Origin of the sequence: Natrinema thermotolerans, from assembly GCF_031165565.1 — an archaeon.
In the GTDB taxonomy this organism is placed as follows: domain Archaea; phylum Halobacteriota; class Halobacteria; order Halobacteriales; family Natrialbaceae; genus Natrinema; species Natrinema thermotolerans.
In genome coordinates, this window is the sequence record NZ_CP101873.1 from 609,816 (window position 1) to 622,982 (window position 13,167).

Annotated in this window: 14 protein-coding genes; 10 read left to right on the forward strand and 4 right to left on the reverse strand. The window is 65.8% G+C overall.

What is annotated here, in order from left to right; translation table 11 throughout:
• Window positions 1-18 precede the first annotated feature (18 nt).
• Window positions 19-831, reverse strand: a complete 813-nt coding sequence (locus NP511_RS03205) for an alpha/beta fold hydrolase (protein ID WP_049905564.1) — start codon at window positions 829-831, stop codon at window positions 19-21.
• 198 nt (window positions 832-1,029) lie between these two features.
• Window positions 1,030-2,277 (reverse strand): serine hydroxymethyltransferase, encoded by a 1,248-nt coding sequence (gene glyA / locus NP511_RS03210; RefSeq protein WP_049964378.1) that lies wholly within the window; start codon window positions 2,275-2,277, stop codon window positions 1,030-1,032.
• A 163-nt stretch (window positions 2,278-2,440) separates the two neighbouring features.
• Between glyA and NP511_RS03215 the strand changes: the two genes are divergently transcribed.
• Window positions 2,441-4,579 (forward strand): hypothetical protein, encoded by a 2,139-nt coding sequence (locus NP511_RS03215; protein ID WP_049964379.1) that lies wholly within the window; start codon window positions 2,441-2,443, stop codon window positions 4,577-4,579.
• Window positions 4,580-4,655: 76 nt separating this feature from the next.
• On the opposite strand, the gene NP511_RS03220 is transcribed toward NP511_RS03215, so the two are convergent.
• A complete protein-coding gene (locus tag NP511_RS03220) occupies window positions 4,656-4,799 on the reverse strand; it encodes a hypothetical protein (RefSeq protein WP_211249079.1) in 144 nt (47 codons plus the stop codon).
• A gap of 271 nt (window positions 4,800-5,070) precedes the next feature.
• Here NP511_RS03220 and tbsP point away from each other — a divergent pair, with 271 nt between their 5' ends.
• The 7 genes from tbsP to NP511_RS03255 all read left to right on the forward strand — a co-directional run bounded on the left by tbsP (window position 5,071) and on the right by NP511_RS03255 (window position 10,182).
• Complete coding sequence (gene tbsP, locus NP511_RS03225; RefSeq protein WP_049964380.1) at window positions 5,071-5,889, forward strand: transcriptional regulator TbsP; 819 nt, start codon at window positions 5,071-5,073, stop codon at window positions 5,887-5,889.
• A 371-nt stretch (window positions 5,890-6,260) separates the two neighbouring features.
• On the forward strand, window positions 6,261-6,548 hold the full coding sequence (locus tag NP511_RS03230) for a hypothetical protein (protein ID WP_049964381.1): 288 nt from the start codon (window positions 6,261-6,263) through the stop codon (window positions 6,546-6,548).
• A 159-nt stretch (window positions 6,549-6,707) separates the two neighbouring features.
• Entirely contained in the window at window positions 6,708-7,412 is a 705-nt protein-coding gene (locus tag NP511_RS03235) for an RNase P subunit p30 family protein (RefSeq protein ID WP_049964382.1), read from the forward strand.
• Window positions 7,396-8,034, forward strand: a complete 639-nt coding sequence (locus NP511_RS03240) for a class I SAM-dependent methyltransferase (RefSeq protein ID WP_049964383.1) — start codon at window positions 7,396-7,398, stop codon at window positions 8,032-8,034. Before NP511_RS03235 ends, NP511_RS03240 begins: the two co-directional genes overlap by 17 nt.
• Complete coding sequence (locus tag NP511_RS03245) at window positions 8,031-8,516, forward strand: Rpp14/Pop5 family protein (protein ID WP_006648885.1); 486 nt, start codon at window positions 8,031-8,033, stop codon at window positions 8,514-8,516. The genes NP511_RS03240 and NP511_RS03245 overlap by 4 nt, the downstream gene beginning before the upstream one ends.
• Window positions 8,517-8,520: 4 nt before the next feature.
• Entirely contained in the window at window positions 8,521-9,285 is a 765-nt protein-coding gene (psmA, locus tag NP511_RS03250) for an archaeal proteasome endopeptidase complex subunit alpha (RefSeq protein ID WP_049964384.1), read from the forward strand.
• Between the two features lie 171 nt (window positions 9,286-9,456).
• On the forward strand, window positions 9,457-10,182 hold the full coding sequence (locus NP511_RS03255; protein WP_006181709.1) for a ribosome assembly factor SBDS: 726 nt from the start codon (window positions 9,457-9,459) through the stop codon (window positions 10,180-10,182).
• A gap of 28 nt (window positions 10,183-10,210) precedes the next feature.
• Here NP511_RS03255 and NP511_RS03260 read toward each other — a convergent pair whose 3' ends face one another.
• Complete coding sequence (locus NP511_RS03260; RefSeq protein ID WP_049964559.1) at window positions 10,211-10,513, reverse strand: FUN14 domain-containing protein; 303 nt, start codon at window positions 10,511-10,513, stop codon at window positions 10,211-10,213.
• 366 nt (window positions 10,514-10,879) lie between these two features.
• Here NP511_RS03260 and hflX point away from each other — a divergent pair, with 366 nt between their 5' ends.
• Together hflX and NP511_RS03270 are read left to right on the forward strand one after the other, a co-directional pair.
• Window positions 10,880-12,181 carry a GTPase HflX gene (gene hflX / locus NP511_RS03265; RefSeq protein WP_049964385.1) on the forward strand — a complete coding sequence of 434 codons (1,302 nt, stop codon included), beginning with the start codon at window positions 10,880-10,882 and terminating at the stop codon, window positions 12,179-12,181.
• Between the two features lie 108 nt (window positions 12,182-12,289).
• A complete protein-coding gene (locus tag NP511_RS03270) occupies window positions 12,290-13,135 on the forward strand; it encodes a class I SAM-dependent methyltransferase (RefSeq protein ID WP_049964386.1) in 846 nt (281 codons plus the stop codon).
• Window positions 13,136-13,167: the final 32 nt, after the last annotated feature.

Sequence of the window (13,167 nt, forward strand, 5' to 3'; positions counted from 1 at the left end):
ACGTTCGTGAATGCTCCCTCAGAACCGCTCGTCGAGGAACGACCGGATCGCCTCGTTCGTCTCGTCGGGCCCCTCGAGGTTCGAGGTGTGGCCAGCCTCCGGGATCAGTTCCATCTCGGCGTCGGGCAGTTCCTCGAGCATCGGTTCGGCCTGTGCGGGTGCGATCGAGGGGTCTTCCTCGCCGTGGACGATCAGGACCGGCACGTCGATCTCCGAGAGCCGGTCGGTCACGTCCTCGCGGCCGAGCCACGAGTTGAGTTCGTAGTGGACCGCTCGGCCGGGATAGGTGGCCCAGCGATCCACCCACGCCTCGACGAGTTCGGGGGTTTCCTCGTGGGTCGTCTCGCCGAACAGTTCGGCGGTCGAGCCCTCCGCGATCTCGCGGGGCATCGGCTCGAGGGTGTCCTCATAGGGTTCGACGAGGGCCTCGTACTCCGCCCGCTCGTCCTCGGGATGGGGCGTCGCCATCGAATCGATCAGGATCAGTCCGTCGACCCGCTCGGGATACTCGAGGGCAAAGCGCAGCCCCATGAACCCGCCCATCGACATGCCGGCGATGACGGCGCTGTCCTCGCCGATCCCGTCGAGCAGTGCGTCGCAGTCGTCCGCGAGATCCCACAGGTCGTACCCCGGCGCGTACCGGTCGGTCCGGGCCCGGAGGTCGTAGGCGACCGCCCGGTACTCGTCTCGCAGCGCCTCGAGCTGGGGCGCGAACATCGTCCGGTCCATCAACGTCCCATGGGCGAAGACGACGGGCTGTCCCTCGCCGACATCGGTCGTGAGCGCGTCGGTTCTGGCGCGGTACATCGCCGTCGCCGTTTCATCACTCATGCTACCAACCCACATTAGTAAGTGACAAAAGGTATTCGGTCCGACGCGATCCCGCTCGAAACGGACGGCGGCCGGCGACGCGAGGGCGAGTACAACGCGGTCGCGGATCTCGACAGCCTCGAGCCTGTAGGAAGAACGCGCAGAAAAACCGGCGAGTGGCGTTCGCAGTCGGACCGGCCGCGGGGACGCGGTCGTCGACTACTCGTAGAGCGGGTTGGCGTCGCAGAGGTCGGCGACCTCGGCGCGGACGTCCTCGATGACGGCTTCGTCTTCGGGAGCGTCGACGACACGGGCGATCAGATCACCGACTTTCCGGCAGTCGTCCTCGTCGAAGCCACGGGTCGTCAGCGCCGGCGTGCCGGCGCGGATCCCACTGGGGTTAAACGGCGAGCGCGTCTCGCCGGGGACGGTGTTCCCGTTGAGGACGATGCCGGCCTCCTCCAGGGCCTCCTCGGCGTCGCCGCCGGACGTGTCGGGATGGCTCTCGCGCAGGTCGACGAGGATGAGGTGATTGTCGGTTCCCTCCGAGACCAGCGAGAAGCCGTTCTCGGAGAGGCTCTCACCGAGCGCCTTCGCGTTCGCGACCGTCTGCTCGGCGTATTCGGTGAATTCGGGCTGGAGCGCCTCCCTGAAGCCGACGGCCTTGCCGGCGACGTTGTGCATCAGCGGGCCGCCCTGTCCGCCGGGGAAGACGGCCGCGTCGATGTCGTCGGCGTACTCCTCGTCGCACATGACGATCCCGCCGCGACCGGCGCGGATCGTCTTGTGGGTCGACCCGGTGACGAAGTCGGCGATGCCGACCGGCGAGGGGTGGACGCCCGCGGCGACGAGTCCGGTGATGTGGGCGATGTCCGCGAGGTGGTAGGCGCCGACGTCGTCGGCGGCCGCCTGGATGCGTTCGAAGTCGATCTCGCGCGGGTAGGCGGAGTAGCCCGAGACGATGATGTCGGGGTCGAACTCGGCGGCGTGGTCCGCGAGGTCGTCGTAGTCGATGTAGCCCGTCTCCGGGTCGACTTCGTACTGTTCGACCTCGTAGAGCTGCCCCGTGAAATTCGCCGGGTGACCGTGACTGAGGTGGCCGCCGTGGTTGAGATCCAGCGACAGGATCTTGTCGCCGGGCTCGAGCATCGCGAAGTACACCGCCTGGTTTGCCTGCGTGCCCGCGTGGGGCTGTACGTTGACGTGGTCGGCACCGAACAGCTCCGTCGCGCGTTCGATCGCGAGTTCCTCGACTTCGTCGGCGTACTCACAGCCGCCGTAGTAGCGCTCGCCGGGGTAGCCCTCGGCGTACTTGTTGGTCAGGGCGCTGCCCTGCGCGTCGATGACGGCCTCACTGGCATGGTTCTCGCTGGCGATCATCTGGAGCGTCTCGCGCTGGCGATCGACCTCGCCCTCGAGTGCGTCGGCGACGGCGGGATCGACGTCCCGTACCTTGTCGTGGTCCATGTTCGAAGTGGGGACTGGCGGCCGCATAAGTGTACCTTTCCTCGGTAATACGCGCCGCAATACCGGCTGCCGGCGACCGGCCCCTGCCCTTCGACCGGCCGGGTTTGTGACGATATCACGCCCCGATACAACTAACTTGTCGGAGTGACATTCAGCCAACTGAATGATAGAGTGGGCGGTAGACGGCGACACCCTCCACGTCACCGACGCGGACAACGCCGAGCTGACGGTCACCGGTGACGAACTCGTCGTCGACGGCTCCGGGGAAGACATCCCGCGCCCGGTCGACGACACCATCGTCGTGACGACTGACGAACTCCGGTTCCCGCACGCGGTCGTCTACGCGTTCTCGGTTGGCGTCGAGGACGGTCACGAACTCGACCCCAGCGGCGAGCCCCTCCCGTTGTCCCCCGACGAGTACGTCGTCGATATCGATACGGAGATCAAGTCCTATCTGCGGTTCTCGGGGGCCGCGACGATCGCGAAGACCGACGATTACGAGGAGATCGTCGTCTCCTTCCCCGAGCGAACTCGGGTCATCCTCGGAGTCCGGTGCCGACACGAGTTCCCCGCCGGAACGATCACCGTCCCCGACTCCCCGCCGGCGATCGCGGAGGCCATCACCCACATGGCCGGCTCGCACAAGACCGACGGCCCGGATCGGAGCTATCCGACGCTCCGCGGTCACCCCTCGTTGATCGAACGCGGGACCGAACTCAAGATTCCCGACTGTCTCCGGGTCGCAACCCCTGATCACGGGATCGAACTCGTCGTCCCGCCCGACTACGAGTCGCTGTTCGTCACGGCACCGCTGGCGTACTACTTGCAGGCGACCGTTCGGACGACCGACGAAGTCCTCGGAACCCACACCGGCGCAGCCCCCAACCGACCGCGGCTCCGCATTCCCGACCGGGGGATCGACGTCGAACTCGCCACGATGCCCGACCTCGAGGGCGATGTCGAGCGGCTGCTCCGAAAGACCTTCTTCCTCGATTGCCTCGTTCGCAACGTCGGTCCCTACGGGACGGCCCTCGCGGAACGCAGCCTGCTCGAGGCCCTCGAACTCGACGCCGAGCGCCTGTACGACGCCGATCCGCGGGAGCGTCTCGCCGCGTATCTCGACGTACCCTACGCGGCGATCAAGCATCGCCTCCCCGACTGGCATCTCTCGACGTACGTCGCACCCGAGTACGATAGCGTCGAGACCCTGCCGTTCTTGCTCGACCGGCTGAGCATGGTCTATACGCCACGAACCTCCGAACTCGAGGGCCAGGAACTCGTCGAGCGCTCGCTCGAGGACTTCTACCGGGGCGACGATCCCGTGTCGGCACGCCCGGTCCCGACGGCCGACGGCAGGGCCAGCGGCGGGCAAGTGGCATCGGTCGATATCGTCAAACCCGACCTCCGTAGCGGTCGCACGCACGGCTGGCTCGCCGACGGCGTCCCGATCGACGTCTTCAAGTCCGCCACCGAGGCCTACCACAACCGCCTCGAATTCCTCGAGCGGGCCAGCGACGCGACCTCGATCTGTGTCGTCCTCAACGACCCGGAGATGGCCGGCGAACACGACAACGTCGCGGCGATCTACCGCCGACGCTCCGAGGAGTTGTCGATGGACGTCACCGTCGCGGAGTCGCTCGGGACGGCCGAACTCGCCCGTGTCTTCGAGGACGACCACGACTTCGTCCACTACATCGGCCACTGCGAGACCGGCGGCCTGTGCTGTCCCGACGGGACGCTTTCGGCCTCGAGCCTCGATCGCTGTAACGCCCAGACGTTCTTTCTCAACGCCTGTGGCTCCTACTACGAGGGGCGGTCGCTGATCGAGAAAGGCAGCGTCGCCGGCGCGGTTACGTTCACCAAGGTCCTCAACGATCACGCCGTCAAGGTCGGCTCGACGTTCGCCAAACTCCTCGTCCACGGGTTCAGCATCGAGCGCGCGATGGGGCTGGCTCGACGACGCATCATGATGGGCAAGGACTACGCCGTCGTCGGCGACGGCACCCACTCGCTGGTCCAGGGCGAACAGCGGCTCCCGACGACCGCGACCCTCGAGGAACTCGAGGACGCAAGCGAGAAGGAGTACCTGCTGACCGTCGACTGTTACTCGACCCAGGCGACCGGCTCCTACTACTTCCCCCACACCGAAACCAACGACTACGCCTACCTCTGTGGGAACGAGTCGAGTTTCACGCTCACGGCGTCGGAACTGGTGACGATGCTCAAAGAAACGGAGGCGTCGGTGATCTACGACGGGGACATCTACTGGTCGACGGAACTGTGGCCCCGCTTCGATCGCTGACTCATACGGTCTCCTGTCCGTCACTGCCGGTGGGACCGCGACCCGCCCTGCGGTCCCACCGGGACAGCAAACCGTATCAGGGTCCGCCGTACGTACTCACGCGCTTTGCTTCGAGGGCCATCGCCGGCGGCGATCGGCCACGAACGGTTCCCGCCGTGGTTCGAACCCGTTCGGCCAGCTCGTGAACGACCCGCCACAGCCGATTGCGTGTAACTGCCATACGATACTGTAATACATCGATGCGTGTATATAATTATTGCCGACAGTATTCAACCCCATAATAAGACGCGGTACCGATCGGGCCGGCATCGCGACCACCGCTGTCCCTGCCCCCAGTTCCACCCGGAAGTCGACAACGACCATCCGTATTTCGTCGGCGAACTAACGGGATATGGGACAAAAATTACCGGTTCAGGCGCGCAGCCAACTGTTCTGCTGTGCAAACGGCCACCAAAATTAAGTACCGAGCTATCGATTACTTCTGTATAGGCATGACCTCGAATTTACTTAACCACCAGATTGACGATATCCTCGAGTCCGTCCTCGGGGATGTGACCGGGGACGTCTACATGGTCAACCCCTCGCGGGACGCCATCGAGGAGTTCGTCTCCGTCGCGACCGCTTTCGACGACGACCTGCCGTCGGTACACATGCTGGCCGACGAACGTACCCTGAAAGACGTCATGGACGACTTCATCGTCGCCTCGAACGCCGCGGACCTCATCAGCGAGGGGGCACTCGTCCTGCGGACGCTCGAGGAGACGCCCGAGAACTCCCTGCTCGTCAGCGAGGACCGGGTCGTCGCCATCGTCCACGCCGGCGACCGCGTCGGCGGGCTCGTTACCGACGACGAGAGCTTCGTCGCCGATACCTACGACACCTACGCCGACCGTTGGGCCGACGCCAGCGACTTCAACCTCCGGACGCCCCCGATTACGGACGTCCGCGAGACGCTGGCCGACGAGATCAGTCCCGAGGCCGAAGAAGACTTCACTGCAATCTTGGACTCGCTCGAGACCGCCCGCGGCGACGGTGATGGCCTCGACGAGGTCACCATCTCCCTGCTCGTGGCGGCCAAGAACGAAGCGCTGCTGTACGACATCAGCAAGTGGGGCGAGGACGTCGGGATCGCCTCCAAGGCGACGTTCTCCCGGACGAAGACCAAGCTCGAGGACATGGGCCTGATCGACACCGAGAAGGTCCCGATCGACGTCGGCCGGCCGCGCCTCCGACTGAAGATCGGCGATGAGCGCCTCAGCGAGGCCGACAACGGCCAGCTCGCGACGGTCGCACAGAGCATTCTCAACTAACGAAGTTTTGCGCTGCGGGCGCGGCAGAGCCGCGCCCTCGGCAAAAATTCGATTAAAAGCACTCCTCCTTCCGTTCTGTGACGCGTCGCGTCACTCGGCTCACGGCTTCGCCGTTCGCCTATTCGCGGCGCTACGCGCCGCGCACTCCACATCAGTCGTCGGCCCGCTCGCTCGGCCTTCGGCCTCGCTCGCGGTCAGTATCGGGTAACAGCCTGCCTTCCCCCGGGTCCCGCGCCCTCACATTCGTTCGGACGCGCTCCCGGCCATGTGATTCTTTACTCGCTTCAATAGCGGATTTGGAGTCAGTTCCGGCGGGCGCACGGTCGGCAGATACATATCCGCCGTGATTGTAGTGTCGGCCCAGTGTGACGATGGACACCCAGCAGCTCTATGTCGTCGGTCTCGTACTGGGACTGATCGGAAGTCTCGTGACTGTCGTCAGCCTTGTACTCGCTGGGTTCGTGACTACCGCGGTTATCGGGATCGGAGCGACGTTCGCCTTCGCGGTCAGTCTTGAAAACATCTTCTCGAGGACGGATTTCGATCGGGAGCATTCGTTGAGTTACCGCATTGTCAACTGGGGCGGTGCCGTCATCGTGGTCGCTCTCGGTCTCCTGATGCTCACAGTGGGGCTCGTCTCTTTCAGGACGTTCGTGTGACGGGTATTCCGTCATCGGCTGATTGTCACTCTCGTCTGCTGGGACTTTCAGCTACGGCTTGGGATTACCGAACAATCTCTCTAAGATCGAATTCCGTATTCGATCGGTCGGTCGTCGCATGGCGCAAACCCCAAGTCGACGCCGTGAGACGGTTCAAATATGTACGAGGCCGTCCGCGCCCATCCCGACGGGAAGAGTACGGTTGCCCGGGTCGCCAAACGGGCGGCCGACTACGGCTACGAGGGCGTGGTCGTACGCAATCACGACGGGTCGCGTGCGGAGTATGACCCCGAACGGATCGAGTCGGAGTACGGGATCGACGTCGTCGCGGGCGTCGAGATCCGGGCCGACGACCCGCAGGGCGCAAGCGGCGCGGTCGGGAACCACCGCTCGTCGGACACCATCGTCGCCGTTCACGGCGGGACGAACCGACTGAACCGCTTCGCTGTCGAACAGCCGAAAGTCGACGTCCTCTCGCATCCGATGCGCGGCGACGGCGATATCAACCACGTGCTGGTCAAAGCCGCCGTCGAGAACGGCGTCCGCCTCGAGTTCGACCTCTCGGGGGCTCTCAGAGAGAGCGGCGGCCACCGCGTTCGAATCCTCCAGTCGCTGCGAAAACTCCGGGAGATCGTCGCCCACTACGACGCGCCCTACGTCGTCAGCGCCGAGCCGACCTCGCATCTCGAGTTACGAGCGCCTCGCGAACTGCAAGCCCTGGGCGAGCAACTCGGCTTCTCGAGCGCGTTCGTCGAAGACGGCCTCGCGGAGTGGGGCCGACTGGCCGAGCGCAATCGGCACGTCCACTCCGAGTCGTTCATTGAGCCGGGGGTCGAACGGGGCAGGTATGAAGAGGACGCTTGAGGACCACGCCGCCCGGTTCGACGAGAAAGCCGGCGAGTACGACGACTCGAAATCGGAGGAGTACCACGCCTGTGCGAATCTGGTCGTCGAACACGCCGCGCCCGCGGCCGACGAGGTCGTCCTCGATCTCGCGACCGGGACCGGCGCGATCGCGCTCGCGGTCGCCCCCGATGCAGCGCGGGTCGTCGGCCGCGACATCAGCGACGGGATGCTCGAGGAGGCCCGCGAGAAGGCCGCCGACGCCGGACTCGAGAACGTCGAATTCGGTCAGGGGACCTTTCGCGAACCCGACTACGACGGGCCGGTCGACGTGGTGACCTCGAACTTCGCCCTGCATCACCTCTCGGACGAGGAGAAACGGGAGGCGATCGCGGTCATCGCCGACTTAGAGCCCCGGCGGTTCGTCCTCGGGGATGTGATGTTCTTCGGCGAGCCCGACCCCGACGAGCCCTTCTACTCGCCCGAGGTCGACGATCCGGCGACGGTCGGCGTCCTCGCCGATGCCTTCACCGACGCCGGCTTCTCGCTGACCGCGGTCGAGCGCGTCCACGACCAGGTCGGCGTGCTGGTCGCCGAGCGGAGCCCGACGGCGGGCGTCGACGCGGCGACCGAGGAGTCATGAAGCACCTGCCGAAACACCTCCGGCCGCGGTGGCGGTACCTCGCGGTCGAACTCGAGACCTGGCCCGACGAGCGAATCGGCCGGCGGTCGTTCCAGCGCGAGTTGTGGTACGCGGGCCAGAACCTGCTGGGCGATCCGGGCAGCGCCGACGCCGACCTCTCGGTCGTCCGTTACGACTTCGCCGACGGACGAGGGGAGGCGATCGTCAAAGTCCGTCGGGGCGAGACCGACCCCGCTCGGGCGGCGCTGGCCTGTCTCGACGAGGTAGACGGCGCGCCCGTCGGGGTCGCCGTCCGCGGTATCAGTGGCACGATCCGTGCCGCTGAAGAAAACTATTTACGGCGACGCGGGCAAGATTCGGAGGAGAGAAACGTCGTGTTCGGGAACGAAGAGCGAGTCGCCGTCCGCCGGGACAGCGTGGGGGACGTTCGACTCGATGAGGCGTTCGTGGGCGCGACAGACCTCGACTACGATTTAGCGTGATACTATGCAGGGACAAGCCCAACAGCAGGCGTACGACCGCGGCATCACGATCTTCTCGCCCGACGGCCGACTCTACCAGGTCGAGTACGCTCGCGAGGCGGTCAAGCGAGGCACGGCAAGCATCGGCGTTCGAACGCAGGACGGCGTCGTCCTGGCGGTCGACAAACGAGTCCCCTCCCCGCTGCTCGAGGACTCGAGCGTCGAGAAGATCCACAAGGCCGACGACCACATCGGCATCGCCAGCGCGGGCCACGTCGCCGACGCTCGCCAGCTGATCGACTTCGCGCGCCGCCAGACGCAGGTCAACCAGCTGCGCTACGGCCAGCCGATCGGCGTCGAGACGCTGACCAAGGAAGTCACCGACCACATCCAGCAGTACACGCAGGTCGGCGGCGCTCGCCCGTTCGGCGTCGCGCTGATCGTCGGCGGCATCCAGAACGGCGAGCCGCGCCTGTTCGAGACCGACCCCTCCGGGACCCCCTACGAGTGGAAGGCGCTGGCCGTCGGTGCCGACCGGGGCGACCTCCAGACCTACCTCGAGGAGAACTACGACGAGGACGCCGACTTAGACGGCGGCATCCGGCTCGCCCTGGACGCGCTCGCGTCGGTCAACGACGGCTCCCTGCTGCCCAGCGAGGTCGGGCTGGCGACCGTCGACGTCGAGACCGAGACCTTCGAGCAGTTCGACCGGGACCGGATCGCCGACCACCTCGAGGAGAACGACCTCCTCGATACCGGCGAAGACGAACCGGCCGACGACGAGGAGTAACCGACCCGCCGCGGTCCGTTTTCGACGCGTTTTCCGAGTGCCGATCGGCCCGTCACGAGCGACGCGACCGAGTGCGGCCCCCGTCGAACGGTCGACGCCGCGCCGAATCCTGGCCGGATTCGGGGCACCCATCGGGAAACACTCTTTTCACTGGCGGCGGAACCGTGTGATATGATTTCGCTCGACGAGGCGGTGACGGCGCGACTCGAGTCCCACGGGGCGCGCTTCGAAGTGTTAGTCGACCCGGACGCGGCACTGGAGATCAAACGCGACGAGTTCGACGGCGAGTTGGAGGACGTAATCGCCGCCGAGGACGTCTTCGAGGACGCCTCCCGCGGTGACCGACCCGCGGAGGCCGACCTCGAGAAAGTCTTCGACACCACGGAGCCCCTCGAGATCATCCCCGAGGTCATCAAGGAAGGGGAGATCCAGATCACGGCCGATCAGCGCCGCGAGATGCAAGAACAGAAACGCAGGCAGTTGATCGATACCATCACGCGCAACGCGGTCAACCCGCAGATGGACAACGCGCCCCATCCGCCCGAACGGATCGAAAACGCCCTGGAGGAGGCCGGCGTCACCGTCGATCCGATGGAACCGGTCGAACAACAGGTCGACGACGCCTTGGACGCCCTGCGGCCGGTGATCCCGATCCGGTTCGAGGAGGTCACCGTCGCCGTCAACGTCCCGGCCGACTACGCCGGCAGCGCACAGGCCAAGATCCGTCAGTTCGGCGACTTGGAGCGCGAGGAGTGGCAGTCCGATGGCTCGTGGATCGGGGTCCTGACGTTCCCGGCCGGCATGCAAAACGAGTTCTACGACCTGGTCAACGAACACACCAGTGGCGAGGCCGAAACGGAGATCGTCAAGGACAAGGGCGATCTGAAGACCCGCTGAGGGAGTGATTCGGGGCCGATTCGTGCCCTTACCCTCGCCTGTACCCGATCAGGAAGCCGCTGGTGAAGCCGACGCCGATCGACAGCGTCGAGACGGCCGACTCGAGCCAACTCCCCGTGCGGTCGCCGGACGAGAGCAACCCGGCCGTGAGGCGCTCGTAGTCGACGGTAACGATCCCTTCGGACTCGAGAAAGCGAAAGGCCATCAGTTCGACGCCAACGATGATCGCGAGCAACTTTGCGATCTTCTTGGCGGCGTAGCCGATGAGGCCCCCGACGAGTGCGCTGGCCCCGAACTCGAGGCCCAGCGTCGTCGGATCGAGATCTAGCATGTGGGCGTCCATTCGAGTCGGCTCGCATGACTGTTTCGATCAGTGAGGGCGTCGGAACCGGCTTTCGGGCCGGGCCAGGCCGGTCCGTGGCGGGGCTGGGTTCGCCGAGCGGGCGATCGCGGGACGGCCCCGGGCACGGGATTCAAGACGATCGGTCGCGTACGGGCGAGTATGTGTCACGTCCGCCCGCGCCACGCAACGGAGGTGTTCGGCCGGCATCGTTAGCGTTGCCGGGACCACGCGGCGGTTTCCACACCGCCCTCGAGTCAGTCGTTTCTCGACGGCGACCGTCGGGGCCGACGAGCCGCGCCGCTCGAGCGACCGCGACCGATCACGGCCGCACCCGGGGACCACACAGCTACCCGCATGAACACGATCATCGCCAAACGCGTCGACTCGGGAACGCCCGATACGAGCGAAATCCGAGACCTGGCCCGCGCGGCGGGGTATACCGTCGTCGGTGAGGTCACCCAGTCTCGCCGGGCCGATCCGGCGCTCCAGATCGGCGAGGGGAAAGCCGAGGAACTCGCGGCGCTGGTCGAAGAGACCGACGCGGCGACGGTAATCTTCGACAACCGACTGGGCCCCTACCAGACGTACAACCTCGGGCAGCTCCTGCCGGAGGGGGTCGAGGTCATCGACCGCTTTACCCTGATCCTCGAGATCTTCGGGCAACGCGCCCAGACTCGGAAAGCACAACTCCAGGTCGAACTGGCCGAACTCCGGTACGAACTCCCCCGGGCCGAAGCCAAGACCAGCCTCGCCAAGCGCGAGGAACACCCCGGGTTCATGGGGCTTGGCGAGTACGACGAGAGCCGCGAGCAGGACATCAAGGCCCAGATCAGCCGTATCAAAGACGAGTTAGAGCGGATCGAACAGACCGAACAGCAGCGCCGGGAGCGTCGGCGCGATTCGGGGTTCGATCTGGTCGCGCTCGCGGGCTACACCAACGCCGGCAAGTCGACCCTGCTCCGGCAACTCGCGACCGACCTCGAGGTCGAGGAGAACGAGGACCTCCACCGGGATCTGGATCCGACCGCCGAGTCACAGGACAAGCTGTTCACGACGCTCGGAACGACCACCCGACGCGCCGACATCGACCGGCGCGACGTGCTGGTGACCGACACCGTCGGGTTCATCAGCGACCTGCCCCACTGGCTGGTCGAGTCGTTCAAGTCGACGCTCGATTCGGTCTACCGGGCGGATCTCGTCTTGCTCGTCGTCGATGTCAGCGAACCGATCGACGAGATCCACGAGAAGCTCGTCACCTCCCACGACACCCTCTACGAGCGCAACGAGGCCCCGATCGTGACCGTGCTGAACAAGATCGACCAGGTCGACGACGCGGAACTCGCCGAGAAGCGCGAGGCGCTGTCCTCGCTCGCGCCGAACCCGGTCACGGTCAGCGCCAAGGAGGGGCTGAACGTCGACGGCCTGCTCGAGCGCATCGAGCATGAACTGCCCGACTGGGAGGCCGAGCGATTGCTGTTACCGATGACCGACGACACGATGAGCGTCGTCTCGTGGCTCCACGACAATGCCCACGTCGACGACGTCACCTACGGCGACGAGGATGTCGTCGTCTCCTTCGAAGCCCGTCCTGCGGTGATCTCGCAGGCGCGCTCGCGTGCGAGCGAGTTGCGGACGGCCGCGGCCGAGTCTGCCTGACCGACGGGGTTCGACAGCATCGGACATGCGGGCCACGGCGGTGGCGTCGATTCGATCGGAGAGGGGGAACGTTATGTCGCTCGAGTGCCACCGCACGGTCGATCTCGAATGGCGGACGATGCGTCACGAGGCGACGATCCACGGGCCTTCTACGACGAGTATGGGACCCGTGAGTGGGACCGTCTGGAGGGCCGACTCGACGGCCGGCTAGAGTACACTCGGACGATCGAAACCCTCGAGGAACACCTCCCGCCGTCGGGCCGCGTACTCGACGCGGGCGGCGGCGCGGGACGGTACAGCATCTGGCTGGCCGAACACGGATACGACGTGACGATGGTCGATCTCAGCCCCGGACAACTGGCCGTTGCTCGAGACCGGATTCGCGAGCGCGGCGTCGAATCCCGAATCGAACTCGCTCAAGGGTCGATCACGGATCTCGGACTTGCCGCGGACGCGTTCGACGCCACGTGCTGTCTCGGCGGTCCGCTGTCCCACGTCATCGACGAGGCGGAGCGAGCGCGGGCCGTCCGGGAACTGCAGCGCGTTACTCGGCCCGACGCCCCGGTGTTTGCGTCCGTCATGGGCCTGCTCGGCGCCGTTCAACTGTATCTCGTTACCGGTCACAATCTCGAGGCACTCCCCGACCTCCTCGAACACGGCGACTACACGTCACGGCTGGTCGACGCGTACAGCTACGAGAACGAGTTCACCGCGACGCATTTCTTTCGGCGGGCGGAACTGGAATCGCTCCTGTCCCGGAACGGGCTCTCCGTCGTCACCACGACGGGGCTGGAAGGCCTCGCGTCGCCGCTGCACGACGACCGGCTCAGGAGTGCCCTCGAGGACGCCTCCGACGCGGAACTGGCGGCGCTCGAGCGGACGGTTGGGCGGACCGGCGACGATCCGGTCGTAACGGATCTCTCCGTCCACATGCTTGCCGTCGCCGAGGCGTAACCCGGTCGAGTCCCCCGCGACTCCCGGTACCA